The following is a 26,052-nucleotide window of genomic DNA, read 5'->3' as shown; positions in this document are numbered from 1 at the left end:
CGGCGTCAGGGGGCGCTGTGCGCGCGAGAACCGAGGGAGCGCAAGAACTCCCACGCGTCGGCGACGATCACGTCCAGATCGGTGTGGCGCGGTGCCCAGCCGAGCTCGGCGATCACCCGTTCGCTGGAGGCGATGAGGGTGGCCGGATCGCCCGGCCTGCGCGGCGCGTCCTGTGCGGCGATCGGCAGGCCGGTGACCCGCTCGCACGCCGAGATCACCTCGCGCACCGAGAATCCCGCGCCGCTGCCGAGGTTGTAGATCCGGTGCACGCCCGGTTCCGAGGCGCGCAACGCCAGCAGGTGCGCGTCGGCGAGATCGCGGATGTGGATGTAGTCGCGCACCGCGGTGCCGTCGGGGGTGGGCCAGTCGGTGCCGAACACCGAGATGGCCTTGCGGTGCCCGAGCGCGACCTGGAGCACGAGGGGGATGAGATGCGTTTCCACCACGCGGTTCTCGCCGAGGCCGCCGTAGGCGCCCGCCACGTTGAAGTAGCGCAGGCTCGTGGCCGCCAACCCGTGCGCGATCGCGTAGGAGGTGATCGCGTGATCGATGGCGAGTTTGGAGGCGCCGTAGGGGTTGGTGGGCGCGGTGGGCGCGTCCTCGGTGATCGGCACCCGTTCGGGCTCGCCGTACACGGCGGCGGTGGAGGAGAACACCAGGCGCGGCGTGTTCGTCAGGCGCATCGCCTCGAGCAGTTCGAGGGTCTTCACCACGTTGCCGTGCCAGTACTTCTCCGGCTGCTGCACCGATTCGCCGACCAGCGACTGCGCCGCGAAATGCAGGACGCCGTCGAAGGATTCGGCGCGCAGCAGGGCGGGCGCCGCCTCGGCCACATCGCCCGGCACGAACCGGGCGCCCGCGGGCACGCCCTCGGCGTTACCGGTGGAGAGATCGTCGACGACGACCACCTCGTGGCCGTCTTCGAGCAGGACCTGCGCGCAGACGCCGCCGACGTAGCCGGCGCCGCCCGTGACCAGAAGTCTCACGGATCAGACCAGCCTGACCTGGACGGCGTGCGCCATCTCGTCGGACAGTTCGAAGCCGTCGTGACCGGGAACGGTGATGATCACCGAACCGGGCTTGGTCTCCACGGTGACGCGGGCGTCCGGCACCACGCCCGCCTCCCGCAGCTGACCGATGACCTCGGGGTCGGTCTGGATGTGCTCGGCGAGGCGGCGCACCACGACCGCGTGCACCTGCCCGTGCGGCAGCTCCGAGAGCCGAACCAACTGCTCCTCGATCGCGACGGGTGCCTCGACACCCAGTTCGTCCAGTCCGGGGATCGGGTTGCCGTACGGCGAGGTGGTGGGGTGATTGAGCACCTCGACCAGACGCCGCTCCACGTCCTCGCTCATCACGTGTTCCCAGCGACACGCCTCGGCGTGCACGTTCTGCCAGTCCAGGCCGATGATGTCGACCAGCAGGCGCTCGGCCAGCCGATGCTTGCGCATCACGGCGACGGCCATGCTGCGCCCCTTCTCGGTGAGCTCGAGGTGACGGTCGCCCGCGACCAGCAGCAGGCCGTCGCGTTCCATGCGCGCGACGGTCTGGCTCACCGTCGGGCCGCTCTGCTCGAGGCGCTCGGCGATCCGGGCGCGCAGGGGCACCACGCCCTCCTCCTCGAGGTCGTAGATGGTACGGAGATACATCTCCGTGGTGTCGACCAGATCCTTCACCTGTTACCCCTTCGTCGGCACGAATTCTACCCACGCAAGCTCGTTGGGCCGTGTGCCGGACCGGTACGCGTCCCGACGCCGGAACCCCTGTCGGCGCACGGGCTGTCGCCGCGTTCGCACTTGTTCTCTTTCTACTGCATGCGAACGTCCGACGGGGCCGGTAGCTTCCCGCGTACCGTTGCGAGCATGGCCACTGCACCCTCGGCGTCCTCCCGGGAACCCGGGGCGCGCCGGAGCGGGAGCACCGTCGTCTGGAGCGATCGCTATGTCGACTACTCCTGGACTCCGGAGCACCCGATGAAACCGGCGCGCCTGAAGTTCACCATGGCGTTGGCGGAAAGTCTCGGATTGTTCGACGGTGTCGAGCGCTTGGAGCCGGCGGAGGCGGGCCTGCCCGACCTGCTGCGCGTCCACACCGCCGACTACATCGAGGCCGTGCGGCACGCTGTCCAGCCCCCTGGCGAACCGGTGGCGCCACCGTACGGCCTCGGGTCCGCCGACAACCCGGTGTTCCCGCGGATGCACGAGGCGGCGTCGGTGATCGTCGGCGGCACCCTGGCCGCCGCGCGCGAGATCGCCGAGGGCCGCACCCGCCGGGCCGTGAGCATCGGGGGTGGTATGCATCACGCCATGCCCGACTCGGCGGCCGGCTTCTGTGTGTACAACGACGTGGCGGTCGCCATCTCGTGGCTGCTCGACCACGGCTTCGACCGGATCGCCTATATCGACGTGGACGTGCACCACGGCGACGGGGTGCAGCGGGTGTTCTACACCGACCCGCGGGTGCTCACCGTGTCCATCCACCAGCACCCGGCGACGCTGTGGCCCAACACCGGCTGGCCGGAGGAGACCGGTCTCGGCGCGGCGGAGGGCACGGCGATCAACCTGCCCGTGCTGCCGGGCACCCCCGACGCGCAGTGGTTGCGCGGATTCCACGCGGTGGTGCCGAGCGCGGTGGCGGCGTTCCGCCCGCAGATCGTGGTGAGCCAGTGCGGGGTGGACACCCACCGGGAGGACCCGCTGGCCGATCTCGCGCTCACCGTGGACGGGCAGCGCGCGGCGTTCCTGGCGATGCGCGACCTGGCCGACAAGTACGCCGAGGGCCGCTGGCTGGCCGTGGGTGGCGGCGGCTACGGACTGGTGCGCGTGGTGCCGCGGGCGTGGACCCACCTGCTCGCGGCCGCGCTGGACCGCGAGATCCCCACCGGCACCGCGATTCCCGCGGACTGGCTGGAGATGATCGGGGCGGCCGCGCCGTCGATCACCCCGCCGCGCACCATGGGCGACGGAGGGAACATCGAGTTCCGCCCCTGGGACGGTCCCGGGGGCGCCGTCGAAACCGGGGACGCCAGATTCGACCGCCTCCAGCGGTCCATCGACACGGCCGTATCGGCCACCCGCCGGGCGGCTTTCGGCGCGCTCGGTCTCGATCCGGAGGACCCTCGTGACTGACCAGCCCCTCGTCCCGGACTCGCCGTCGACCCCGGCCGTGCCGCCCCCGCCGCCGGAGCACTGGTTCGCCGACGTGCTCGCCTCCGACGGGGGCGTGGTGCGCCTGCGCCCGGTCACGCCCGAGGACGCCGAGCGCATCCAGGAATTCCACCGGGCGCTGTCCGAGCGCACCCGGTATCTGCGGTATTTCGGTCCGTACCCGCGGATTTCGCCCAAGGACCTGTACCGCACGACCCACCTCGACTACCACGACCGCGTCGGGCTGGTGGTGGAGCTGGGGGAGTCGATCATCGCGGTCGGCCGCTACGAACTGCTCGATCGCACCGGTCCGCGCGCCGCCGAGGTCGCGTTCGTGGTGGCCGACGAACACCAGGGCCGCGGGCTGGGCTCCATCCTGCTCGAGCATCTGGCCGGTGCGGCGGCGGAGAACAAGATCGAGACCTTCGTGGCGGACGTACTCGCGGAGAACACTGTGATGGTCACCGTGTTCCGCGAGGCCGGCTACCAGGTGGAGCGCAGCCGCGACGGGTCGGTGCTGCACCTGGAGTTCGCCATCGACCCCACCGAAGCGCTGGTGTCCGTGCGGGATTCGCGCGAGCGCGCCTCCGAGGCGCGCAGCGTCGGCAACCTGCTCGCACCGCGGTCGGTGGCAGTGATCGGGGCGACACCCGCGGTCGGGCGGGTCGGCGGCGCGGTGCTGGCGAACCTGCTCTCCGGGGTGTTCCAGGGACCGGTGTTCCCGGTGAACCCGACGCGTCAGGCGGTGCGCGGCGTGCGCGCGTACGCGACGGTCCGCGAGATCCCCGACGAGGTGGACGTGGCCGTGGTCGCGGTGCCCGCCGAGGCGATCGACTCGGTGCTCGACGACTGTATGGCCAAGGGCGTCAAGGGACTGGTGGTGCTCACCGCGGGCTTCGGGGAGACGGGCACCGAGGGGATGTCGGCCGAGCGCGCCCTGGTCGCGGCCGCGCGGATGCACGGGATGCGGGTGGTGGGGCCGAGCGCCCTCGGCATCGCCAATACGGATCCGGCGGTCTCGCTCAACGCGACCTTGGCCCCGGTGCTGCCCGCGCGCGGGCGCATCGGATTCTTCTGTCAGTCCGGCCCTTTGGGCGCGGCGATCCTCGCCGAGGCCGCGGCACGCAACCTGGGGCTGTCGACGTTCGTGTCGGCGGGCAACCGCGCCGACGTGTCCGGCAACGACCTGCTCCAGTACTGGGACACCGCGCCCGACACCGACGTGATCCTGCTGTATCTGGAGAGTTTCGGTAATCCGCGCAAGTTCTCCCGCATCGCGCGGCGGGTGGCGCGCGGCAAGCCGATCGTCGCGGTGAGCAGCGGGCGTCAGGTGGCGCGCGGCGGGGCGTCCGGCGATATGGACCGCTCGATCGTGCGAGACCTGTTCGCGCAGGCCGGCATCGTGCAGGTGGACTCGATCTCGGAGCTGTTCGACTGCGCGGCACTGCTGGGGTATCAGCCGCTGCCGGGCGGGCCCCGTCTCACGGTGATCAGCAACAGCACGGCGCTGAGCTGGCTGGCGGCCGACGCCGCGCGCGGTGAGGGACTCACGGTGGGCGAGCCGGTGGACCTGGGGCCGCAGGCCACACCCGGTGCGTACCTGGACGCGGTGGTGGAGGCGTTGCGCTCACCCGAAACCGATTCGGTCATCGTGGTTTTCGCGCCGCCGGTGCCCGTGCCGATGGGCGCGTTCGCCGACGCCATCCGGGAGGCGGCGAGCGCGGTGCCCGAGGCGGAGAAGCCCATCCTCGCGACATTCGTGGCCGAGCAGGGCCTGCCGAATCTGCTCACGGTGCGCGGGCCGGGCGGGATGGCGGTGCGCGGGTCCATCCCGTCCTACCCCGATCCGGAGCGGGCGGCCCGCGCCCTCGCGCGGGTGCGCCGGTACGCCGAATGGCGCACCCGCCCGGGTTCGGCGGTGGTGCGACCCGAGGGGATCGACGCCGAGCGCGCGCGGGAACTGGTGTCGCGGTGGATGGCGGAGTCCGGTGGGCGGTGGCTCACCGACCTCGAGGTGGCGGAACTGCTGGCGTGCTACGGGATCCGGGTGGTCGACTTCCGGGAGGTGCGCGACGCCGAGGAGGCAGTCGCGGCGGCAGAGGAACTCGGCTATCCGGTGGCGGCGAAGGCGACGGGGGAGATGTGGCGGCGCCGCCCCGACCTGTCGGGTGTGCGCCTGGACCTGTGGCGGCCCGAGGCGGTGCGGCAGGCCTACGCCGACCTGGTGGAGGTCTGCGGGGACCCGGTGCTGCACATCCAGAAGATGGCGCCCAAGGGCGTGGGCTGCATCGTGCGGGTGCAGGACGATCCGTCGTTCGGTTCGGTGATCGAGTTCGGCCTGTCGGGCATGATCATCGAATTGCTCGGCGACCGCGCCTACCGCGCGCTGCCGCTCTCGGCCGACGAGGCGGCCGCGCTGATCGACGCACCGCGCGCCGCGCCCCTGCTGTCGGGCACACCGGCCAGCCCACGCGTGGACAAGGCCGCCCTCGCCGAACTCGCCCAACGCATTTCGGCCCTCTTCGACGACCTCCCGGAAATGCGGGAACTCTCCTGCGACCCCGTCCTGGCTTCGCCCACCTCCGCCGCCATCCTCCACGCCCGCGGCCGCGTCGGCCCCGAACCCAGCCGCTTCGACACCGGCCCCCGCCGCCTGGCCTGACGCCCCCAGAGGCTATCGGGAACGGAACTCACGGCGAGCCTGTCGGTGGCCGGGGTGGACGAACGCCCCGGGCGGATGAGCGGGGAACTCGTGACGGCGGTCGGGGTGGGCTGACGGGCCCGGAGGATTCGGGGATGGAACTCACCGCGGACCTGGCGGCGGCCGGGGTGAGCGGATGCCTCGAGCCGATTCGGGATGGTACTCGTGGCGGACCTGGCGGCGGCCGGGGTGAACGGAAGCCCGAGCCGATTCGGGGATGGAACCCGGCTTGATCTGGGACGATCGAGATTCGATCAGAGAGGCTCGGGATGAAAGGTGCGGGGGTCGCGGGGTTGGCCGCGCTGGTGTGCTCGGCCGCCGCCTGTGCGTTGCCGTTCGGGGCCGGGTCGCCGGTGGTGCGGGAGGATGAGCTGGAGCGGTCGGTGCGGCAGTCGCTCGGGGAGGAACTGGGGCAGGAGCCGGAGGTGGACTGCCCCGGCGATCTGGAGGGCACCGCGGGCACGACGATGCGGTGCGCCTTCACCGCGGAGGGCAAGACCTTCGACCTGACCGTGACGGTCACCTCGATCGAGAACGACACGGTCAAATACGACATCGAAGTCGAGTCCGCGCCGTGACGCGACGCCGACAAGAGTTCGCCGACCGGCTCGCGCGAACCCGGAGGGGGGCGGGACGCGCGGACACCGGTCGGCGCTGACGGTGACCGGAACGGTCACCGAGCTGGGGGCCCGAGCCGCGGGAAAGCGGCGCCCGGCGGGTGGATCAGCTGGCGTAGGCCCGCAGGCGGTCGGCCCGCTCACCCTTGCGCAGCTTGGACATGACCTCGCGCTCGATCTGGCGCACCCGCTCGCGGGACAGCCCGAACAGCTTGCCGATCTGGTCGAGGGTGCGGGGCTGGCCGTCGTCGAGGCCGAACCGCAGGCGGATCACCTGCTGCTCGCGCTCGTCGAGGGTGGCGAGCACGCTGCGCACGTCGTGGTGCAGCAGGCCCGCGATCACCGCGGACTCGGCGGAGGTGGCCTCGGAATCCTCGATGAAATCGCCGAGCGGGGCCTCTTCGTCGTTGCCGACCGGCATGTCCAGGCTCACCGGGTCGCGGCTGTGGTCGAGCAGATCGGAGATCTTCTCCACCGGGATGCCGGACTCGTTGGCCAGTTCCTGGTCGGTCGCCTCGCGGCCCAGCTGCTGATGCAGTTCCCGCTTGATCCTGGCCAGCTTGTTGACCTGCTCCACCAGGTGGACGGGCAGGCGGATGGTGCGGCTCTGGTCGGCCATACCGCGGGTGATGGCCTGGCGGATCCACCAGGTGGCGTAGGTGGAGAACTTGAAGCCCTTGGCGTAGTCGAACTTCTCCATCGCGCGGATGAGGCCCAGGTTGCCCTCCTGGATGAGGTCCAGCAGCGGCATGCCGCGGCCGGTGTAGCGTTTGGCCAGTGACACCACGAGGCGCAAGTTGGCTTCCAGCAGGTGGGCACGGGCGGCCTGGCCCTCGCGCACGATGATCGCGAGATCCTTCTTGCGGCTCGCGGAGAGCCGCTTGCCCGTCTCCAGCAGGTGCTGGGCGTAGAGGCCCGCCTCGATGCGCTTGGCCAGCTCGACCTCGTCGGCGGCCGTGAGCAGCGCGGTGCGGCCGATCCCGTTCAGGTACACGCGTACCAGGTCGGCGGCGGGGCTCTGGGCGTCGAGGTCCGAATCGCTGGTGCGCACACGAGTGGTGGCGGGGCTTGTCATGACTTGCCTCCTGTCGGTGGTGTCTCACTCCGAACAACGGACCCGACACGGAGAAAGTTCCCCGCACAGGCGCCGATAAACCGCGCTGAACTGCGGCTTTCGGCACCTGCGTCTGAGAAGTTCCTGAGAACAGCGCGCCGGGGAACTCGCGGGGGTCGTCTCGGACCCGACCGGCGCGCTCCGCCTCACCCGGCGGACGGAACCGGACGGATCAGACCGTGCCGCACCAGGCCCGCCACGACCGCGAGCGCGTCGGCCGCGAGTTCCGGGGTGACGTCCTCGTATCCGTGGGCGAGTGCCAGCAGTTCGACCAGCTCGTATAACGGGAGCCCGTCGGAGCGCATTCCCGCGACCAGGGAGATCGTCGTCCCGTCCACCTCGTGCTGCCAGCGCGGTCCGTCGCCGCGGTGCAGGCGCGCGACGCGTTCGTCCCAGCCCTCGGGGCCGGGCAGGAACACCCGCTCGAGGGCGGTGGCGGGATCCACGGCGAATCGGGTGGACCAGGCGAGCCCTTCGTCGGCCGCCGCGGCGCGCAACCAGGCCGACCGCTCGAAGTAGGCGCTCGCTTCCGCGCCGAGCGGGTCGTCGAACCCGTGGGTGAGGTCCTCGGCGAGCAGTTCGGTGGGGCCGTCGATCGCGCGCAGGTAGACGAAGCCGAATCCGATGCCCTCGACGCCGGCGGCGGCGAACGCGTCCAACCAACGTTCGGCCCGCTCCTGCGCGGCGGGATCGCGCGGGTCCAGCCCCGCGTCGCGCAGCCAGGTGCCCACGTACAGGGCGGGATCGGCGACGTCGCGCTGCACCACCCAGGCGTCCACCCCGTGCGCGGGCAGCCAGGAGGAGACCCGGTGGCGCCAGTCCTCGCCGTCGACGTGGACCCAGGCCGAGAGCATGGCGGCGGTGCCGCCGGGGGCGAGTAGATCGGGCGCCCGGGAGATGACCAGTTCGCTTGCGCCGTCGAGCGCCAGTCCGGAGTCGCGATAGGTGTGCTCGATGCGCGCCGGACCCACGACGAACGGCGGATTGGCGACCACCTGATCGAAACGCCTGCCCGCGACCGGCTCGAACCACGAGCCTTCCAGCAGTTCGATGTCGAGGTCGTTGAGCGCGGCGGTGGCCTCGGCCAGCCACAGCGCGCGCGGGTTCACATCGGTCGCCGTGACCGAGCGGGCGTAGGGCGCCGCGTGCACCGCCTGCACGCCGCAGCCCGTGCCGAGATCGAGCACGGTGCCGACCGGACGGGTCGGGGTGGCGCGCAGCAGCGACAGCGAGGCGTGGCCGACGCCGAGCACGTGATCCTCGGTCAGCGTGCGCCTGCGCATGGAGTCGTCCAGATCGGACAGGATCCAGCGGTTGCCCGCGCCCGCGTCGAGGGGGCGCAGGTCCAGCGCGGCGCGGATCTCGTCGCCGTCGCGGGTGAGCAGGCCGGCCGCGAGCGCGCGCTCCACATCGACGGGCGCGAGCGCCGCGCTCACCTCCCGCTCCGGCAGCGCGTCGCCGAGCAGCAGCAGGCGGATCAGCGTGCCCAGCTCACCGAGCGCACGGGCGGCCCGGCGCACCGGCACCGGCTCGGACCGGCCCAGCGCCGCGTGCACGTCCTCGCCCAGCGCGGTGAGCAGGGTGTCGGCGTCGTACCCGATCCGGGTCAGCGTCGCCCGCAGATCCGGGCACAGCGCGGTGAGCAGGGAGCCGGTGGTCGTCTGATTCGCAGGCACCCCCGTACTCTGCCACCGCCGGCGACCGGCCCCATATCCGCGCGCCCGGTGTCGCGCCCCGATCGCCTGCCGAGAGGAGTGCCCTTCGCACGGGGCGATCACCGCAGTGACGACTGGATGCTGGCAGTGGTCCGCTGACCAGAGTCGAATCCGTGGCCGCTCCCGGGGCATCCGGTGGTGGGGGAGACGCCACGCATGCCGAGACAACGGTTGGTTGGTGGATTGCACCGCCCGGTCGGGCCGCGTCCCGGGTGCGGTCGCAGCGGTGGGCGTGGCGGGCGCTGGGATGCGGTCGCTCCTGCGAGTCGGATCCGGTTGGCTCCGCTCCGGTTTCCGGAGGGGAGCGGACTCGATACCGTCGGGACGCCCCCTACACCCCTTCCGGGTCGCGGCTCGTCACGCAGTACTCCAGGTCGGCCGGGTCGGTGAGGACGATCCAGTGCTCGTGGCGGCGCACGACGGTGGCGCCGAGGGATTCGTGCCAGGCGGCGGTGGCGTCGATGTCCGAGGAGGACAGGTCGATGTGGGCGGTGGTGGGACGGTCCTCGCCGAGGCGCTGCAACAGGAGCTGGATCGGCAGCTGGTCGGCCGACCGCAGGCGGGCGAATTCGGGCAGGCGGCCCGTCGTGTACTCCCAGCCGGTGAGTTCGCTCCAGAACTGGGTCTCGGTGGCGTGCGCGGAGTCTCCGATATCCAGACAGACCTGGTCGAGGCGGGTGAGGGTGCCGTCGGGCGCGCGGAAGGCGGGCGCGGGGGCGCCTTGGGCGCGCCCCGACGGCGTGAAGCAGAAGATCTGCCCGCCCGGCGAGCGCAGCACCGCGTAGTCGGGGTGGTTGGCGACCAGGTCGGCGTCCAGGTCCAGGGCCGCGCGCACGGCGGTGGCGATGTCGTCGACGTCGAAGTCCAGGTGTACGCCGCCCAGTCCGGCGACCGACTGCATCTTCACGCCGGCCGCGGCGAACAGCGCGGGATCGGGGAGCAGCGTGAGGAATTCGTCGTTCGGGCCGCGACGGGGCGAGAGGGCGGTGCCCGTGATCGTCGACCAGAACGCGGCGCAGTCGTCGAAACGTTGTGCGGGACGGTCCAGGAAGGCCCATGCCCAGCGAATCACGGTGTTCTCCTGTGTGGTTCGGCGCGGGCCGGTGTGGTGGGCGCCACGCGGTGCGGCACACACAGTAGGGCCCGGTGCGAGACGTGTCGAGGCGACGTGGCGTGATCTCGAGGTTCTGTGACGTTTCTGCCACTAGTTCGCGGGGGTAACCTCCGGCAAGCTCGGCGGGTGACCGAACTGCGTACCTCACCGGCGGCCACCGGTTCCGGCCGCCCGCACCCCGCCTGGATCGTGGCCGGCGTCGGCTTCGTCGCCCTGCTGGGCGCGGCCGCGTTTCGCTCGGTGCCGAGCGTGCTGCTCGGCCCGCTGCACGAGGAGTTCGGCTGGTCGCACGGCACCATCGGACTGGCCGTCTCGCTGAATCTGCTGCTCTACGGGCTGATCTCGCCGTTCGCGGCGGCGCTGATGGACCGGTTCGGCATCCGCCGGGTGGTGGCGTGCGCGCTGGTGCTGGTGGCCGCGGGCAGCGGCCTCACCGTCTTCATGACGCAGGCGTGGCAGCTGGTGGCGACTTGGGGACTGCTCGTCGGCGTCGGCGTGGGGTCGATGTCGATGCCGTTCGTGGCGACCATCACCGGACGCTGGTTCGTCCGCCATCGCGGCCTGGTCACCGGCGTGCTCACCGCGGCGGGCGCGACGGGCCAGCTGATCTTCCTGCCGTTGATCGCCGCGCTGGCCCAGGACCACGGCTGGCGGTTGCCCGCGCTGGTGGTGGCGGGTACCGCGCTGGCGGTGGTGCCGCTGGTGCTGCTGTTCATCCGCGAGTACCCGAGCGATGTGGGCGTCGCGGCGTACGGCGCGCAGCCCGGCGCGGACGCGCAAGTGCGCGTGCCCGCGGCCGGTGCGTCGCGGGCGCTGACCGTGCTGGGCCGCATCGCGCGCACCCGCGGATTCTGGCTGCTGGCAGGCGGTTTCGCGGTGTGCGGGGCCTCGACCAACGGGCTGGTCGGCACGCATTTCGTGAGCGCGGCGCACGACCACGGAATGCCCCCGACCACGGCGGCGGGCCTGCTCGCGCTGGTCGGGGTGTTCGACGTGGCGGGCACCATCGCCTCGGGCTGGCTCACCGATCGCGTCGACCCCCGCTACCTGCTGCTGGCCTACTACAGCCTGCGCGGGCTGTCGCTGATGATCCTGCCCTCGCTGTTCGCGCCGCACACCGAGCCCAGCATGTGGGTGTTCGTCGTCTTCTACGGCCTGGACTGGATCGCGACCGTGCCGCCGACGGTGGCGCTGTGCCGGGAACTGTTCGGCGACGACGGGCCGGTGGCGTTCGGGTGGGTGTTCGCCTCGCATCAGATCGGGTCGGCGTTGGCGGCGACCGGCGCGGGCGTCATCCGCGACGCGCAGGGCAGCTACGACCTCGCCTGGTACGTGGCGGGCGCGCTGTGCGGACTGGCCGCCCTGATGTCGATCCTGGTGCGGCGGCGCGCCGGGTGAGCCTCAGCCGTCGATCGCGTTGTGCGGCGTGGACTCGATCGCGCGGCGCGGGCGGTCCCAGCGGCTCGGCTCGTCCTTGCTGCGCGGCGGCCGGTCGTTGGCGATGAGCACCGCGATCCACGGCAGCGGCACCGAGGCGCCGATGATGAGCAGCGAGATCCACGGATTGGCCCAGATCCCGTAGGCGGCACCGGCCAGCACCAGTGCGGGTATGCGGAACGCCATGATGATCGTGTAGCGGCGCACCCGCGCCCGGTGCTGATCCTCCAGCGACGGGGCGGCCTCGGTGATGAGCACCGGATGTTCTCGGTCGGCGCCGGGGAAGTACCCCCGCGATCGCTTGGTGGAGGTGGGCACCGTGACATCCGGCCCGTGGTCGCTGTCGCCGGCGTTCGGGGTATCGCCGTCCTGCTGCATACCTCGAGTCTTCCACTCCGCGCCCGCCCTGCACACCCCGAGGTCGGTTCTCCTCGCCCGCGAGCGGGCCGGCCGCCGCATGCGGCATCATGGAATCCGTGAGTACCGACACCCTGGTTCGCCCGGATACGACGACCGACGAGACGACGGGCGACGACACCCCGAAGTTCTTCCACTACGTGAAGAAGGACCGGATCGCGGAGAGTGCCGTCATGGGCACCATGGTCGTCGCCCTGTGCGGCGAGGTCTTCCCCGTCACCCGGTCCCCGAAGCCCGGCTCCCCGGTCTGCCCGGACTGCAAGAAGGTCTACGAGACCCTCCGCAAGGGCGACTGACTCGAACGTCGTCGCGCCGCACCTCGCGCGGTGCGGCGCGTTGTCGTGCTCGGTGTGCGGTGCTCCAGGTTGTGCGCAGTGCTCTAAGTTGTGCGCAGTGCTCTAGGTTCCGCGGAGGGCGTCGGGCACCTGGGCCAGCGTTCCGTCGTCCTCGGCACGCTTCTCGACGGACTCGGCCGGCGGATCGTCCTTCGCCACCGGCTCCTTCACCAGCGACACCGTCGCCTCCTCGTCGTCCCCGCGCACCTGGTTGGTCCACCACTCCTTCATCTGCTCGATGCGGGTGGCGCGGGCGGGCCAGAACTCCTGGACTGCGGCGTTGAACTCGGCGCCGAGGATCACCGCGAAGCCGAGCGAGAACGTGAACAGCAGGAACGCGATCGGGGTGGCCAGCGCGCCGTAGCTGACGCCGGTCTCGGTGATCCAGGACAGGTAGCGCCGCAGCCCCTCACTGGCCGCCATGAAGAACACGCCGGCCACCAGCGCCCCGCCGAAGAGCCGGTGCCAGGGCAGCGTGCGGTGCAGCGCGAGCTTGTAGAGGGTGGTCAACCCGACGATGAGCAGCAGGCCGACGCCCGGATAGTAGAAGCTGTCCACCAGCCGCAGCCCCGGCTCGCGCCACGAATCCGGCAGTACTCGCCCGATCAGGGTGGGCCCCAGCGCCACCAGCGGCAGGATCAGCACCGCCGCCACCAGGAACTGCACGTAGAGCAGCAGCGCGAAGATGCGCTGCCACACCGGGTGCCTGGCATCCTTCTGGTCGTGCGCCTCCACGATGGCGTCCACGAACGTGGCCATCGCCGAGGAACCCGCCCACAGCGAGAGCACGAAGCCCACCGACACCACCGCACCGCGCCCGCGGCCCAGCACATCGGCGACGGTGGGCTCGATCAGATCGTTCACCACGGCGGGACTGAACAATTCCCGGCTGAACGTGATGATCTTGGAATTCACGATCTCGACGGTGTCGGGCCCGAACCAGCCGCCCACGTACCCGAGGCTGCCGAGCACGCCGAGCAGCAGCGGCGCCAGCGAGAGCGTCTGCCAGAACGCGGCCGCCGCCGATTTGGCGAAGATCGAGTCGTGCCAGGCCTTCACCGCCACCCGCACCACGAGCCTGCGGGCCTGGCGCAGCCCGTGGCGCACCCGGCGCGCCGCGGCGGCCGGACCGCGTGGCGGCACGCCACCGCCGCCGCTGTGGACCGGCTCCTCGCCGTCCCACGCGGCGCCCTCGGGTAGCGCGCTGACATCGGACATGTGCCTACAGCATCGCGCACCGGGCCGCCGCGCACAGCGGCGTCCCCGCGACGTGTCGGCGGGCGACGGGTGAACATCGTGCGCGAACCCCCGATCGCTGTGACGCGGATCAAGCCCGCCGCGTCGGTTTGGCGACACGCCGTCACGGGCCGCTACTGTCTTCTTCGTGACGGGTTCGGATGGCGCTGCGGCGGGAGATGGGGCGACTCCGGGCAATTCGCACACGCCCGCCGGCGGGGGTTCGCTGCGCGCCTGGCAGCGCCGCGCATTGACGAAGTACCTGGCCACGAAGCCGCGCGACTTCCTCGCGGTGGCCACGCCCGGTGCCGGTAAGACCACCTTCGCGCTGCGCGTCGCCGCGGAACTGCTGGCCGACCGCACCGTCGACCAGGTCACCGTGGTCGCGCCGACCGAGCACCTCAAGCACCAGTGGGCGGGCGCGGCGGCCCGCGTGGGCATCCAGCTCGATTCCCGGTTCTCCAACGCGACCGGTGGCACCTCCGGCGACTACCACGGCGTGGTGGTCACCTACGCGCAGGTCGCCTCGCATCCCTCGCGGCACCGGGTGCGCACGGAGAACCGCAGGACGCTGGTGATCCTCGACGAGATCCACCACGCGGGCGACGCGAAGAGCTGGGGTGAGGCCACCGAGGACGCGTTCGGCAGCGCGACGCGGCGCCTGGCGCTCACCGGTACCCCGTTCCGCTCCGACGACAGCCAGATCCCGTTCGTCACCTACGAACCCGACGAGTCGGGCTTCCCGCGCTCGCGCGCCGACCACACCTACGGCTACGCCGACGCGCTGGCCGACGGCGTCGTGCGCCCCGTCGTCTTCCTGGCCTACTCCGGTGACGCGCACTGGCGCGACAGCGCGGGCGAGGAGCACACGGCCCGCCTCGGCGAGCCGCTGAACGCCGAGCAGACGGCCCGCGCCTGGCGCACGGCCCTGGACCCGGCGGGCGACTGGATCTCGAAGGTGTTGCGCGCCGCCGACATTCGCCTGCGCCAGAAGCGCACCTCCGGCATGCCCGACGCGGGTGGCCTGGTGATCGCGACCGATCAGGAACGCGCCCGCGAGTACGCCGAACTGCTGGAACACATTTCGGGGGAGAAGCCGGCGCTGGTGCTCTCCGACGATCCCAGCTCCTCGCAGCGCATCGGCGAGTTCAGCGCGAGCACCCAGCCGTGGATGGTGGCGGTGCGCATGGTGTCCGAAGGTGTCGACGTGCCGCGCCTCGCGGTGGGCGTGTACGCGACGAGCGCGTCGACGCCGCTGTACTTCGCCCAGGCCATCGGCCGTTTCGTGCGCGCCCGCAGGCCGGGGGAGACGGCGAGCGTGTTCCTGCCCTCGGTGCCGGTGTTGCTGGATCTGGCCGCGCAGCTGGAGTTGCAGCGCGACCACGTGATCGGCAAACCGCACCGGGAGAAGAACACCCTCGACGACGAGCTGCTCATCGACGCGAACCGCCAGAAGGACGAGCCGGGCGAGGAGGAGAAGAAGTTCGTGGCGCTGGCCGCGGACGCCGAACTCGACCAGGTGATCTACGACGGTTCCTCGTTCGGTACCGCGACTGTGGCGGGCAGCGACGAGGAGGCCGACTACCTCGGCATCCCCGGCCTGCTCGACGCCGAGCAGATGCGCGCGCTGCTGCGCGACCGCCAGGCCCGCCAGGTCGCCGACCGGGGCGAGGTGAAGGTGCAGGAGGCCGGCCCGCAGGTCGCGACCGCCGCCGAGCGGGTGGCCACCGCCGACCGCCTCGGTGAACTGCGCCGCGAGCTGAACAGCCTGGTCGCCATGCACCACCATCGCACCGGGAAACCGCACGGCGTGATCCACGGTGAACTGCGCCGGGAATGCGGAGGCCCGCCGACCGCGCTGGCCACCGCCGAGCAGCTCCACGAGCGGATCGCGGCGCTGCGCCGTCGGTGAGCCTCAGGACGGCCAGGCCGCCATCGCGACGTCGATGGATCCGGTGAGTTCGTCGAGCCCCGCGCCGTCGCGCGCCTGGATCGACAGCCCGTACAGCACGGTCGTGTAGAACGTGGCCAGCGCTGCGGTGTCGACGTGCGCGGCCAGATCCCCTTCGGCCACACCGCGATCGAGGCGCGCGCGGATCTCCGCGGTGGTCTCGCGGCGCTTCTCGACGAGGAAGTCGCGCACGCCGGTGCTGCGGGTGGTGTAGGTGGCGCCGGCGAGAACCACCATGCAGCCGCGCGGTTTTCCCGCCTCGGTGTACGCGACGGCGTTGTCGCGCAGCATCGCCTCGACGGCCGCGCGGGCAGTGGGTTCCTCGCGCAGGGCGCGGTCGGTGTACCCGCCCTCGGCGTCGCCGTAGACGTCGACCGCCGCGCGGAACAGCTCCTCCTTGGAACCGAACGCCGCGTACAGGCTGGGGGAGTTGATGCCCATCGCGGCCGTGAGATCGCTCATCGACGTGCCTTCGTACCCGTGCTCCCAGAACACCTCCATGGCCCGGCGCAGCGCCACGGACCGGTCGAACGCCCGCGGCCGTCCCCGTTCTGCCATCGCGCACCCCTTTCTGTACCGATCATTAAATATACCCGTTGACAGATACGGTGCCGTGCGCTTGGCTATTTATGTATCAATCGACACAGAATTGGAGTTCTCCGATGACGGATCTCGCGGGCAAGGTGGCACTGGTGACGGGCGGTAGCAGGGGGATCGGCGCGGCCATCGCCCGCCGCCTCGCCGCCGACGGCGCCACCGTCGCGCTGACCTACCGCAACGGCGGTGCGCTCGCCGAGGAGGTCGTGAGCGGCATCGAAGCCGGGGGCGGGCACGCCTTGGCCATCCGCGCCGACAGCGGGGACGCGGCCGAGGTCGCCGCCGCCGTGCACTACGCCGCCGACGAACTGGGACGCTTCGACATCCTGGTGAACAACGCGGGCATCTTCGCGGCCAAGCCCTTCGAGGAGTTCTCCGTCGAGGAGGTCGACCGGGCGCTGCACGTGCACGCCCGCGCCGCGTTCGTCGGCGCGCAGGCGGCGGTGGGGCGGATGAACGGCGGCGGGCGCATCATCAGCATCGGCAGCAATCTCACCGAACGCGCGCCCTTCGCCGGGCTCACCCTCTACAACCTCAGCAAGTCGGCGCTCAACGGTTTCACCAAAGCCCTTGCGCGCGAACTGGGTCCGCGCGACATCACCGTCAACCTGGTGCAGCCGGGCTCGACGGACACCGATATGAACCCCGCCGACGCCGAGGACGCCGCCGATCAGGTCGCGCTCTCCGCGCTCGGCCGGTTCGGCGCGGCCGAGGACATCGCGGGCACCGTCGCGTTCCTCGCCGGCCCGTCGGGGCGCAATATCACCGGCGCCATCCTCACCGTGGACGGCGGCACCAACGCCTGAGCCGCACGGCGGCCATCGCGGGCTCGCCGCCCGGCGCCGAGCAGGGCAGGGACCTCGCCGCTGGTCGCCGGCGTCCGCTCAGCGCACCATGCACGCCGCGCGGTGTTCTCGCGCACGACCCGCCTGCGACGCGGTGGCTCATCCGCCGAAGTACCGGCCGGGCGGCACACCCACGGCCCGCCGGAACGCCGCGACGTACGCGCTGGGCGTGGCGTAGCCGACCCGCCCCGCGATCCGCGCCACCGGCAGGCCCGCCGCGAGCAGCGGCAGCGAGGCCGCCAGCCGGGTCTGGGTGCGCCACTGGGCGAACCCGAGCCCGGTCTCGGCGGCGAACAGGCGGGCCAGGGTGCGGGAGCCGGCCGCCACCTCGCCGCCGAACTCGGCGAGGGTGCGCTGATCGGACGGGTCGGCGGTGAGCGCGTCGGCCACCGCCAGCGCGCGGGGATCGGTGGGCCGGTGCGCGCCGATCGGGATCACGTCCACCGGCTCGAGCAGATCGAAGACCACCGCCTCGGCGCGGGCGCGCGCGGCGGGGTCGACCGTGCCGGTGAGGTGGCCGAACAATTCGCCGAGCAGCCGGCCCACCCGCAGCATGGTCGGCGCGGTGAGCGTGACCGGGCAGCGCTCGGGTTCGACGAAGATGCCGCTCAGGGTCGCGCCGTCGGCGGTGCCGGTGCGGTGCGGGTGCCCGCCCGGGATACACAGCGCGCGGGTCGGCGGCAGCACCCAGTGCCCGCGGGCCGTCTCGACGGCGAGTACTCCCCGTGCGGCCCAGGCGGTTTGGTGCTGCGGGTGGGCGTGCGTGTCGAACCAGTGTCCGGCGGGCAGGCGCGCCGCGCCGAACACCATGGCCGTCGGTCCCGGTGGTGCGCTCACCAGCGCGGGATGTCCGTTCTGCGACACGGTTCGTCACGGTAGCCGCTCGCGGACGGGCGTGGGGATTCCTACCGTCGAGGGATGGCGATGAACTTCCTGCACCGGTGGTGCTGCCGGTCGGCGATGTAGGAGCGGGTCAGCACGACGCGGCTGGTGCCGTGGGCGCTGGACGGGCTGGACCTCGGCGCGTCCACCCTCGAGATCGGCCCCGGTTATGGCGCGAACATCCGCGCGCTGCGCGAGCGCACCGGCGCGCTCACCGGCGTCGAGATCGATCCCGAGCTGGCGGCCCGGCGGCGGACCACACACCCCGGCGAGGTGCGGGTGGTCGAGGACGACGGCGCCGAAATGCCGCTGCCCGACGGGGGATTCGACTCCGTGGTGTCCTTCACGATGCTGCACCACGTGCCGTCCCCCGAGCGTCAGGACGCCCTGTTCGCCGAGGCGCTGCGGGTGCTGCGCCCCGGCGGGGTGTTCGCGGGCAGCGATGGCCTCGACGGCTTCGGCTTCCGCCTCATCCACCTCGGCGACACCTGCGTGCCCGTCCCCCGGACACCGCGACCGGCCGCCTCGCCCGCGCGGGATTCACCGATATCGAGATCGCAACGGGCGCAAGCAGTTTCCGCTTCCGCGCCCGCCGGCCGGACTGACCGCTCAGCCCAGCACCTGGACCGCGTAGAACACCGCGGTCAGCACGGCCAGCGCACCGAGCGCGGTGCGCAGGGCGGTGTCGGGCACGCGCGGTTGCAGGTGCGCGCCCAGGTGGCCGCCGCACAATCCGCCCAGCCCGCAGGCGAATCCGAGGAGCCACTCCGGGGCGATATCGGGGCCCGCGGTGGTGATCGCGAGCACGGCGTAGGTGAGCGCACCGACGATCGAGGTGACGAAGGTGGCGGTGAGCGCGGCGGGGGCGAGCACCGCCAGCGCCACGCCACGACCGGCCAGGATCGGGCTGAGCAGAGTCGCCACCGATGCCGTAGACGCCCCCGACCACGCACACCGCGAGCGCGGCCACGCCCACCGTCGTGAGGACATCCATCCGCACACTATGGCAGGACCCGCGCCGCTCGGATCCTCACCCGGCGTCGAAGAAGTGCTCCGGGTCGAGGGTGTGGAGCGGGGTCCAGCGGGGTGATTCCGGGGCGGTGTCCGAATCCGGGTGGGCCGCTTCGAAATAGCCCTGGAGCTCCAGCGCCAGGCGCGGGTGCTCGTCCACGCGGCGGGCCACGTCGTAGAGCACCGCCAGCAGGTGGACGCAGCGGGGGTTGCGCGCCGGACAGGAGCAGTCGGTCGCGGCCAGGACCGGGGCCGGGTGCACGCCGGCGCCGGCCAGCGCGCGGTGCGCCTCGTCGGTGACGATCGTCGCGTCCGGGATCACGGCGGCGATGGCGTCCACCGTCTGCCGCGACAGCGGTGCGACCTCCACGTGGGTCACCGACGCCTGTCCGCCGCGATGGATGTGCGCGCGCACCACCCGGCCCTCGACGGTGGCCGACACGCCCTGGTTGCGGGCGATGCTGCGGGCGCGGGGCAGCATCGGATCGGGCCGGGTCTGGCGCAGCGGTTCGGCCAGGCGCACCCAGTCCCGGCCCCACGCGGTGTAGCCGAATTCGTTGTCCGCCATCAGTTCTCCCGCTTGCGTCGCAGGATCTCGACGAGCTGGTCGTCGTCGAGGTTCGCCAGTGCCGCGATGCCCGACTCGTCGGACAGGTCGGTCAGCGCGGATTTGCGGTCGTGCATGCCGGCGATGTGTTCCTCCACGGTGGTGGCGCTGGTGAGCGTGGTGATGGTGACGGTGCGGGTCTGGCCGATGCGGTGCGCCCGGTCGGAGGCCTGCGCCTCCACGGCGGGATTCCACCAGCGGTCGAAGTGGATCACGTCGGCGGCGCGGGTGAGGGTGAGCCCGGTGCCCGCCGCGCGCAGGCTCAGGACCAGCACCGGCGGCCCGCCCTCGGACTGGAACTCGCGCACTATCGCGTCGCGCGCGGCGCCGTCGAGGCCGCCGTGGAAGAACGGCGCGTCGATGCCGAACTGCTCGGCGAAATGCCGCACCAGCAGCTCACCGGTCTGCCGGTACTGCGTGAACACCAGTGTGGGAGAACGCGTTTCGAGATTGGTGGCGACGATGTCGGCGCACTGGTCGAGTTTGCCGGAGCGTCCGGCGAGTTCGGTGAGCTCGCCGGTGATCAGGCCGGGGTGGTTGCAGACCTGTTTGAGCGCGGTGAGCGCGGCGAGCACCTTGCCGCGCCGCGCGAACCCGGAGCCGAACCCGTCGTCCACGGCGCGGTCGAGCAGCCGGTCGTAGAGCCGTTCCTGCTCGGCGGTGAGGTCGCAGAGCAGATCGGTGTGGATCTTGGCGGGCAGGGCGGAGGCGACCTGACTCTTCTTGCGCGCCAGCATGATCGGCTCGAGCGCGTCGCGCAGGCGGGCCGCCGCCGTGGTCGAGCCCTCGCCGATGGGCCGCACGAACCGGCGGCGGAACTGGGCGCGGTGCGCGAACAGGCGCGGGGCGACGAGGTTGAGCAGCGCCCACAGCTCCTCGAGGTGGTTCTCGACCGGCGTGCCCGTCAGCGCGATCTTCGCGGCGGCGGGCAGCGACCGCGCCGCGCGGGAGACCTGCGTGCGCGGATTCTTCAGCGCCTGCGCCTCGTCGAAAACAGCTGTTGCCCAGTGTGTTTCGGTCAGCGCCGCGCCGTGGATCCGGAGGGTGGGGTAGCCGGTGACGACGATGTCCCCGGCGCCCGCCTTCAACTCCCCGCCCCGCCACGCGAGGGCGCGCGGCCCCGGCGCGAATCGCGCGATCTCGTGCACCCAGTTGCCGACGAGCGAGGTCGGGCACACCACCAGCTGCGGCCCGTCCTCGGCGCGGCCGGTCAGGAACCCGATGGCCTGCACGGTTTTTCCGAGGCCCATCTCGTCGGCCAGGACCGCGCCGCCGTACGCGTCGATCGTCTCGTGCAGCCAGCCCACGCCGCGCACCTGGTACGGACGCAGATCCGCACGCACCACCGGCGCGAGATCGCCTGCCAGACGGGTGGTTTCGCGCAGCACCCGCAGCGCCCGCTCGCTCGACACGATCGACGTGCCCACGGCGTCGGGAACGGCGTGCGCGGCGGGTGGCAATCCGTCCGGAGTGTCGCCACGCAAGACTTCCTGCCAGCGGAGCAGGGAATCGGCCGGCGGGGAGCCGGCTTCGGCAGCGGCCAGTTCGTCGGGAGTGACCACCGCGCACGCGACGTCGACGACTTCGATTCCGCTCCGATCCGGGGTGGGGACGGCCAGCGCGAGGGTCTCGCGATCGCCGAATCCGTCCGGTGCCGGGCCCGGTGCGCGGCCGGACCAGGTCCACAGGGCGAAGAGGTGGCGGTCGGGCAGGTAGGTGGCCTGTGTGGTGCGCAGGGCAAACCCCCATGATTGTCGTATGGTGTACGGAATGCTGGGACAACGTACACCATACGATGTTTTATTCCCAGGCCGTCTTTCGAGGAGTGTTGCGTGCCGCACGATGACGCCGCCGAGGCCAGGCAATTGCTCACCCTGCTGTGGCGCGAGGTGCTGCCCCCGCGCGCGGGCGGGCGCGGGCCGAAGCAGACCGTGAGCGTGGACGCGGTGGTGGCCGCGGCGGTGCGACTGGCCGATCGTGACGGCTACGAGAAGGTGTCCATCCGCGCGGTCGCGGCCGAACTGGGCCTGCGTCCCATGAGCCTCTACACCTACGTGCCGAGCAAGCGGGCGCTGACGGCGCTCATGGTCGACGCCGTCGCCGACGAGGACGCGCCGATTCCGGCGGAGCTGCCGGCGCGGGAACGGATGGCGGGGATCGCGCGCCAGGTGCGTGCCGAACTGCTCGCCCACCCGTGGTTGCTCGACGTCTCCCCGTGGCGCATGGTGTTGGGGCCCGGCCGGATGCGCCGCTACGAGAATCAGCTGGCCGCGCTCGAGGGGATCGGCCTGACGGATCTGGCGATGGACCGGGTGGTGGCGGTGCTGACCGAATTCGCCACCGGGAACGCGAGGATGGCGGTGGCGGCCGCGCGCGAGACGGCCGAGCTCAGCGACGAGCGGTGGTGGGAGCGCTACGGGCCGGAGCTGACCGAGATCATGCCCGCCGACCGTTTCCCGCTGGCCGGCCGGGTCGGCGCGGCGGTGGGGGAGCACTATCGCGCGCCCGCCGATCCGGACGGCGCGTTCGAGTTCGGGCTGGGCCGGATGCTGGACGGCATCCTGGCCGGACTCGACGGCGACGCCGCGAAGGACTGACTACAACACAGCGGCAGCGGGCGACGTGTCCGTCGCCCGCTGCCGGGGATGTTCAGTTGTTCGATGCTGTTGTGTCGGGACGTGAACGGCGGGTCAGAGGGCGGGCGCCGATTCCGTGTCGATGACGGCCTCGAGCTCGCGCAACCGATCCATGTGCTCGTTCGCGTGATGCTGGCAGAAGAGCAACTCTCCACCTGCGGGCAGGGTGGCGCGCACCCGTGCGGCCGCCCCGCAGCGGTCGCAACGATCGACCGCGGTCAGTGGGGTGCTTGTCAGGGTTCCTGGCATGACTCCTCCGTCCTGGCTCCCGGCACTACAGTCCGTTCACCTGGTGTGGGGCCCGTGGTCACTCACCACGAGCTCGCTACCGCTACTTCCCAGCAGTGGTATGACTACTCTGTCAGACGTTCGGGACGGGGGCATTGTTCCCGCAAGTGATTCTGTGTGTTTTCTCTAACACGACCTGGTGTTTCGCTGAAGGCGAACATCCCAGCTCGCGCGGACCGCACACCGTCGATCACCCCACGAACACGCCTATCCAGTTGGTCTGGAAGGAGATTACCCGTGACGTACGACACTCAACCGCCGGTTTGGAGTTGTGACCTGGCACAGGGCGCGCAATTTCCGGCAAACCACCGCACGCCGCGTCCCGCTGCCGTAGTCGTGGTTTCGTGGCGAGCCCGGCGGGATGCGTGGCGATCGCGAGAAGTGGAGTCGACGTGCCGCACGGTGGCCCGCGAGTGCTCGGTCCGGCCGCGCGGCGGTTCGTCCCAGGGGCTTGTCAGGCGCGGTGACCTGCGCCACTATACTCTATGTCATCATGCATAATCCGCAGCGGTGAGGAGACGGGCGTACGGCATGGAGATCGGTGTGGTGGTGGAGCCGCGGTTGCCCGGCGCCCTGGAGTTCGTCGGGGAACTCGAGCGGCTGGGGGTGTCGTCGGTCTGGGTGCCGGAGGTCTGGGGGTACGACGCGCTGACCGCGCTCGCCTTCCTGGCCGCGCGCACCGAGCGAATCGGGTTGGGCACCTTCGTCGTTCAGCTCGGCTCGCGGAGCCCGGCGCTGCTGGCCACCTCGGCGCTGAGCTTGCAGGTGCTCTCGGGGGAGCGGTTCCGCCTCGGGATCGGGGTGTCGGGTCCCCGGGTGATGGAGGGGTGGCACGGGGTGCGGTTCCGGCGCCCGGTCCAGACCACCAGGGAGACCATCGAGATCGTGCGCGCCGTCGCGCGGGGTGGGCCGTTGCGCTACGAGGGGCAGGTGTACGAACTGCCGCTGCCCGACAGTCGCGGCCGCGCGCTGAGCCCGCTCACGGCGCCGGGCCACGTCCCGGTCTACGTCGCGGCGATGGGGCCGGCCAACCTGGAACTCACCGGCGCCGTGGCCGACGGCTGGCTGGGCAACGCGTTCATCCCGGAATCCGCCGAGGTGTTCTTCGCGCCGCTGCGCGCGGGGGCCGAGTCGCGCGGCCGGACGCTGGCGGATCTGGATCTCGTGGCCCCGGTCGCGGTGGAGATCCACGACGACGAGGCCGCCGCCGCGGCCGCCCGCCGCCGCCACGCCGACGGCTACGCGTTCACCATCGGCGCCATGGGCTCCTCGGCCGGTGAGAACTTCTACAACGCGGCCTTCGCCCGCCTCGGCTTCGGCGCACAGATCGCGCGGGTCGCCGAGTTGTGGCAGTCCGGGCGGCGCGAGGAGGCTCGCGCGGCGGTGCCGCTCGAGCTGGGCGCGCTGACCAACCTGGTCGGCACCCGCGCGCACGTCGCGCAGCGGCTCGACCGCTACCGCGAAGCGGGGATCACCACCGTGCTGGCCAAATCGGAGGGCGGTTTCGACGCCCAGCTCGCGACCGTCACCACCCTGCTCGAACTCGCCCGCTGACGAGCGATCGTTCCGTAAGAAAGGAAACCCGTGCGCTACCGCGACTGTCCGACGATCGAAGTGACCCGGCGCGTCGCCTGCACCCCCGAGCAGGCATGGAAGCTGGTCACCGACATCACCTTTCCCGCCCGGCACTCCACGGAGGTGGAGTCGGTGGAGTGGATCGCCCCGGCCGATCGGGTGGCGCCGGGGGCGCGGTTCCGGGGCAGCAACCGGCACGAGGCGCTGGGCGCGTGGCAGACCGAGTGCGAGGTCGTGGAGGTCGAACCGGAACGCCGCTGGGTCTACGACGTGCACGGTCCCGACGGGGTCGGCGCCACCTGGGGCTTCGAGATCGACCCGGCCCGCGACGGTGTGATCGTGCGGCAGTGGGCGCGGATGGGGCCCGGCTCGTCGGGGCTGAGCGTCGCGATCGCGAGCATGCCGGACAAGGAGGCGCGCATCGTCGCCAACCGGCTGGCGGAGTGGGAGCAGAACATGCGGGCCACCCTGGCGGCGATCGAGGCGGCCTGCGGTTCGGCGGGCTGATCGCCCGGTCAGCGTGTCTTGGTGAGGAAGAGCTGGGACTCGACCAGCAGCTCGAGCTGCTCGGCGACCTGGTCGAGCGGTGCGGTGCTGCGCTGGGCCCGGCACAGCACCGTCGCGCCCTCGATCGCGGCCAGCGACATCGTGGCCAGCCGCGCCGACACCGCGGGTGCCAGCCCCTCGGCGTCGAACGCGCCGGTCAGCGCCGCGTGCCACCGCGCGAAGAGGGCCTCCGCGTGGGCGAACAACTCCGGGTCGTCGTCGGCGGGGCCGACCGCTACCGCCACCACCGGGCAGCCCGCCGTGAAGTCGCTGTCGCGCAGGATGGTGCGCCACAGGTCGGTGAAATCGGCCAGCGCGCCGCGATATCCGCGCGCGGAGGCCGAGTCGATGATCGTGCCGATGGCGTCGCCGGCGAAGCGGAGGGCCTCGGTCAGCAGTTGCGCTCGCCCGCCGGGGAAGTGGTGATACACCGAGCCGCGCGGAGCGCCGCTGCGGGCGAGGACGGCGTCGATGGTCACGCCGCCCGCGCCGCGTTCGCGCAGGACCTCGACCGCGGCGGTCACCATGCGCTCCCGCGTCGACTTCCGTTCCGTCACGCCGACCTCCACCCGGCACCGCGTCGCCTTGCCGCGCGAGAATTATAGGAGACAGCATAATCCGTGCTCCGTGCTCCGTGCTCCGTGCTCCGTGCTCCGTGCTCCGTGCTCCGTGCTCCGTGCTCCGTGCTCCGTGGTCGCGGACGCTCGCGCGATCCCAGGACGCGGTGAAGCCGGCGGTTGCGCTGTTCGATCAGGCGTGCCAGGAAGGTCGCCATTCAGCGCGTGCACAACTCGCCGACGCCACCCCGGCGTGGACGCGAGCCCCACTCCGAACGTCACCCGCGTGCCGAAGCTGCGCCCCATAGGATCGTCGGGGCGTGCTCGATCGACGCGCACCGGCGAGACAGGAGTGGGATGTGCCCGTGACCCCCGACAGCCGTCGACTGGTCCACCTCTGTGACCCGGAGCAGTGGCGGACCGCCCAGCGGCTCGGCGAACACCGCCCGGATTCCCTGACCACGGAAGGCTTCATCCACCTGTCCGCCCCCGCCCAGGTCCACCTGCCCGCCAACCGCCTCTTCGCGGGCCGCCGCGATCTGCTGCTCCTGCACATCGACCCCGGCGCCCTCACCGACCCCGTCCGCTGGGAACCCGGCGTCCCCACCGACCCGGCCTCCATGCGTTTCCCCCACCTCTACGGCCCGCTCCCGGTCGCCGCCGTCACGGCGGTCAGCGACTACCTTCCCGGCCCCGACGGCACCTTCGCTCCGCTGCCGGACTGA

General features: G+C 71.8%; 25 protein-coding genes and 1 pseudogene. 12 read left to right on the top strand and 14 right to left on the bottom strand.

The annotated features are described in order from the left end of the window. Nucleotides 1–5: 5 nt before the first annotated feature. The gene (gene galE / locus OHB21_RS34000) at nt 6–986 is read right to left on the bottom strand and encodes a UDP-glucose 4-epimerase GalE (protein ID WP_067504492.1); all 981 of its coding nucleotides are present in this window, start codon (nt 984–986) and stop codon (nt 6–8) included. A gap of 3 nt (nt 987–989) precedes the next feature. Next, entirely contained in the window at nt 990–1,676 is a 687-nt protein-coding gene (locus OHB21_RS33995) for a metal-dependent transcriptional regulator (protein WP_067504490.1), read from the bottom strand. 186 nt (nt 1,677–1,862) lie between these two features. Here OHB21_RS33995 and OHB21_RS33990 point away from each other — a divergent pair, with 186 nt between their 5' ends. The 3 genes from OHB21_RS33990 to OHB21_RS33980 all read left to right on the top strand — a co-directional run bounded on the left by OHB21_RS33990 (nt 1,863) and on the right by OHB21_RS33980 (nt 6,425). Beyond that, nucleotides 1,863–3,128, top strand: a complete 1,266-nt coding sequence (locus OHB21_RS33990) for an acetoin utilization protein AcuC (RefSeq protein WP_067504487.1) — start codon at nt 1,863–1,865, stop codon at nt 3,126–3,128. Then, nucleotides 3,121–5,808, top strand: coding sequence for a bifunctional acetate--CoA ligase family protein/GNAT family N-acetyltransferase (locus tag OHB21_RS33985; RefSeq protein WP_195125584.1), 2,688 nt, complete (start codon nt 3,121–3,123; stop codon nt 5,806–5,808). The genes OHB21_RS33990 and OHB21_RS33985 overlap by 8 nt, the downstream gene beginning before the upstream one ends. Before the next feature lie 308 nt (nt 5,809–6,116). Further along, nucleotides 6,117–6,425: a DUF4333 domain-containing protein gene (locus OHB21_RS33980; RefSeq protein WP_067504482.1), complete on the top strand. Its 309-nt coding sequence runs from the start codon at nt 6,117–6,119 to the stop codon at nt 6,423–6,425. Between the two features lie 145 nt (nt 6,426–6,570). Here OHB21_RS33980 and OHB21_RS33975 read toward each other — a convergent pair whose 3' ends face one another. From OHB21_RS33975 to OHB21_RS33965, 3 genes are all read right to left on the bottom strand, one after another. Continuing rightward, a complete protein-coding gene (locus tag OHB21_RS33975) occupies nt 6,571–7,539 on the bottom strand; it encodes a sigma-70 family RNA polymerase sigma factor (protein ID WP_067504479.1) in 969 nt (322 codons plus the stop codon). Nucleotides 7,540–7,724: 185 nt separating this feature from the next. Continuing rightward, the gene (locus OHB21_RS33970; RefSeq protein WP_084537368.1) at nt 7,725–9,254 is read right to left on the bottom strand and encodes a DUF7782 domain-containing protein; all 1,530 of its coding nucleotides are present in this window, start codon (nt 9,252–9,254) and stop codon (nt 7,725–7,727) included. Nucleotides 9,255–9,624: 370 nt separating this feature from the next. Beyond that, nucleotides 9,625–10,365: a VOC family protein gene (locus OHB21_RS33965; RefSeq protein ID WP_067504604.1), complete on the bottom strand. Its 741-nt coding sequence runs from the start codon at nt 10,363–10,365 to the stop codon at nt 9,625–9,627. Nucleotides 10,366–10,533: 168 nt separating this feature from the next. Between OHB21_RS33965 and OHB21_RS33960 the strand changes: the two genes are divergently transcribed. Beyond that, nucleotides 10,534–11,805 (top strand): MFS transporter, encoded by a 1,272-nt coding sequence (locus OHB21_RS33960; protein WP_195125585.1) that lies wholly within the window; start codon nt 10,534–10,536, stop codon nt 11,803–11,805. A gap of 3 nt (nt 11,806–11,808) precedes the next feature. Here the strand turns inward: OHB21_RS33960 and OHB21_RS33955 are convergent, their stop codons facing one another. Beyond that, nucleotides 11,809–12,222 (bottom strand): DUF3099 domain-containing protein, encoded by a 414-nt coding sequence (locus OHB21_RS33955; RefSeq protein ID WP_084537367.1) that lies wholly within the window; start codon nt 12,220–12,222, stop codon nt 11,809–11,811. A 98-nt stretch (nt 12,223–12,320) separates the two neighbouring features. On the opposite strand from OHB21_RS33955, the gene OHB21_RS33950 reads away from it, so the two are divergent. After that, nucleotides 12,321–12,557, top strand: a complete 237-nt coding sequence (locus OHB21_RS33950; protein WP_067504595.1) for a DUF3039 domain-containing protein — start codon at nt 12,321–12,323, stop codon at nt 12,555–12,557. 102 nt (nt 12,558–12,659) lie between these two features. On the opposite strand, the gene OHB21_RS33945 is transcribed toward OHB21_RS33950, so the two are convergent. Beyond that, complete coding sequence (locus tag OHB21_RS33945; RefSeq protein WP_084537365.1) at nt 12,660–13,814, bottom strand: YihY/virulence factor BrkB family protein; 1,155 nt, start codon at nt 13,812–13,814, stop codon at nt 12,660–12,662. A 244-nt stretch (nt 13,815–14,058) separates the two neighbouring features. Here OHB21_RS33945 and OHB21_RS33940 point away from each other — a divergent pair, with 244 nt between their 5' ends. Further along, complete coding sequence (locus tag OHB21_RS33940) at nt 14,059–15,744, top strand: DEAD/DEAH box helicase (protein WP_113974962.1); 1,686 nt, start codon at nt 14,059–14,061, stop codon at nt 15,742–15,744. A 3-nt stretch (nt 15,745–15,747) separates the two neighbouring features. Here OHB21_RS33940 and OHB21_RS33935 read toward each other — a convergent pair whose 3' ends face one another. Next, complete coding sequence (locus OHB21_RS33935; protein WP_067504470.1) at nt 15,748–16,341, bottom strand: TetR/AcrR family transcriptional regulator; 594 nt, start codon at nt 16,339–16,341, stop codon at nt 15,748–15,750. A 104-nt stretch (nt 16,342–16,445) separates the two neighbouring features. Between OHB21_RS33935 and OHB21_RS33930 the strand changes: the two genes are divergently transcribed. Continuing rightward, nucleotides 16,446–17,186, top strand: coding sequence for a 3-oxoacyl-ACP reductase family protein (locus OHB21_RS33930; protein WP_195125586.1), 741 nt, complete (start codon nt 16,446–16,448; stop codon nt 17,184–17,186). A gap of 138 nt (nt 17,187–17,324) precedes the next feature. On the opposite strand, the gene OHB21_RS33925 is transcribed toward OHB21_RS33930, so the two are convergent. Beyond that, the gene (locus tag OHB21_RS33925) at nt 17,325–18,089 is read right to left on the bottom strand and encodes an AraC family transcriptional regulator (protein ID WP_232331652.1); all 765 of its coding nucleotides are present in this window, start codon (nt 18,087–18,089) and stop codon (nt 17,325–17,327) included. Between the two features lie 54 nt (nt 18,090–18,143). On the opposite strand from OHB21_RS33925, the pseudogene OHB21_RS33920 reads away from it, so the two are divergent. Beyond that, nucleotides 18,144–18,712, top strand: a pseudogene (locus OHB21_RS33920) (class I SAM-dependent methyltransferase). Nucleotides 18,713–18,716: 4 nt separating this feature from the next. On the opposite strand, the gene OHB21_RS33915 reads toward OHB21_RS33920, so the two are convergent. From OHB21_RS33915 to OHB21_RS33905, 3 genes are all read right to left on the bottom strand, one after another. Beyond that, nucleotides 18,717–19,031, bottom strand: coding sequence for a TSUP family transporter (locus tag OHB21_RS33915; RefSeq protein WP_198161676.1), 315 nt, complete (start codon nt 19,029–19,031; stop codon nt 18,717–18,719). Between the two features lie 106 nt (nt 19,032–19,137). Next, nucleotides 19,138–19,686: an SWIM zinc finger family protein gene (locus OHB21_RS33910; RefSeq protein ID WP_067504453.1), complete on the bottom strand. Its 549-nt coding sequence runs from the start codon at nt 19,684–19,686 to the stop codon at nt 19,138–19,140. After that, entirely contained in the window at nt 19,686–21,437 is a 1,752-nt protein-coding gene (locus OHB21_RS33905; protein WP_195125640.1) for a DEAD/DEAH box helicase, read from the bottom strand. The genes OHB21_RS33910 and OHB21_RS33905 overlap by 1 nt, the downstream gene beginning before the upstream one ends. A gap of 120 nt (nt 21,438–21,557) precedes the next feature. On the opposite strand from OHB21_RS33905, the gene OHB21_RS33900 reads away from it, so the two are divergent. Beyond that, nucleotides 21,558–22,322: a TetR/AcrR family transcriptional regulator gene (locus tag OHB21_RS33900; protein WP_195125587.1), complete on the top strand. Its 765-nt coding sequence runs from the start codon at nt 21,558–21,560 to the stop codon at nt 22,320–22,322. A gap of 93 nt (nt 22,323–22,415) precedes the next feature. Here the strand turns inward: OHB21_RS33900 and OHB21_RS33895 are convergent, their stop codons facing one another. After that, nucleotides 22,416–22,610, bottom strand: a complete 195-nt coding sequence (locus tag OHB21_RS33895; RefSeq protein WP_033087939.1) for a DUF7455 domain-containing protein — start codon at nt 22,608–22,610, stop codon at nt 22,416–22,418. A gap of 549 nt (nt 22,611–23,159) precedes the next feature. Here OHB21_RS33895 and OHB21_RS33890 point away from each other — a divergent pair. Then, nucleotides 23,160–24,203 carry an LLM class flavin-dependent oxidoreductase gene (locus OHB21_RS33890; RefSeq protein ID WP_324192081.1) on the top strand — a complete coding sequence of 348 codons (1,044 nt, stop codon included), beginning with the start codon at nt 23,160–23,162 and terminating at the stop codon, nt 24,201–24,203. Nucleotides 24,204–24,233: 30 nt separating this feature from the next. After that, nucleotides 24,234–24,731 carry an SRPBCC family protein gene (locus OHB21_RS33885; protein WP_067504448.1) on the top strand — a complete coding sequence of 166 codons (498 nt, stop codon included), beginning with the start codon at nt 24,234–24,236 and terminating at the stop codon, nt 24,729–24,731. A gap of 8 nt (nt 24,732–24,739) precedes the next feature. On the opposite strand, the gene OHB21_RS33880 is transcribed toward OHB21_RS33885, so the two are convergent. Further along, nucleotides 24,740–25,297 (bottom strand): TetR/AcrR family transcriptional regulator, encoded by a 558-nt coding sequence (locus tag OHB21_RS33880; RefSeq protein ID WP_195125642.1) that lies wholly within the window; start codon nt 25,295–25,297, stop codon nt 24,740–24,742. Between the two features lie 389 nt (nt 25,298–25,686). On the opposite strand from OHB21_RS33880, the gene OHB21_RS33875 reads away from it, so the two are divergent. Then, nucleotides 25,687–26,052 carry a DUF952 domain-containing protein gene (locus OHB21_RS33875; RefSeq protein WP_407675066.1) on the top strand — a complete coding sequence of 122 codons (366 nt, stop codon included), beginning with the start codon at nt 25,687–25,689 and terminating at the stop codon, nt 26,050–26,052.

The organism is Nocardia puris, from assembly GCF_036051655.1.
In the GTDB taxonomy this organism is placed as follows: Bacteria; Actinomycetota; Actinomycetes; order Mycobacteriales; family Mycobacteriaceae; genus Nocardia; species Nocardia puris.
Note: the sequence above shows the minus strand (reverse complement) of the source record. Positions and strands in the feature narration are given on the sequence as shown.

Coding starts and splice junctions, on each gene's coding strand:
- OHB21_RS33990 (WP_067504487.1), top strand. CDS start 1,863: ATGGCCACTGCACCCTCGGCGTCCTCCCGGGAACCCGGGGCGCGCCGG.
- OHB21_RS33955 (WP_084537367.1), bottom strand. CDS start 12,222: ATGCAGCAGGACGGCGATACCCCGAACGCCGGCGACAGCGACCACGGG.
- OHB21_RS33980 (WP_067504482.1), top strand. CDS start 6,117: ATGAAAGGTGCGGGGGTCGCGGGGTTGGCCGCGCTGGTGTGCTCGGCC.
- OHB21_RS33910 (WP_067504453.1), bottom strand. CDS start 19,686: ATGGCGGACAACGAATTCGGCTACACCGCGTGGGGCCGGGACTGGGTG.
- OHB21_RS33935 (WP_067504470.1), bottom strand. CDS start 16,341: ATGGCAGAACGGGGACGGCCGCGGGCGTTCGACCGGTCCGTGGCGCTG.
- OHB21_RS33975 (WP_067504479.1), bottom strand. CDS start 7,539: ATGACAAGCCCCGCCACCACTCGTGTGCGCACCAGCGATTCGGACCTC.
- OHB21_RS33895 (WP_033087939.1), bottom strand. CDS start 22,610: ATGCCAGGAACCCTGACAAGCACCCCACTGACCGCGGTCGATCGTTGC.
- OHB21_RS33930 (WP_195125586.1), top strand. CDS start 16,446: ATGACGGATCTCGCGGGCAAGGTGGCACTGGTGACGGGCGGTAGCAGG.
- OHB21_RS33945 (WP_084537365.1), bottom strand. CDS start 13,814: ATGTCCGATGTCAGCGCGCTACCCGAGGGCGCCGCGTGGGACGGCGAG.
- OHB21_RS33880 (WP_195125642.1), bottom strand. CDS start 25,297: ATGGTGACCGCCGCGGTCGAGGTCCTGCGCGAACGCGGCGCGGGCGGC.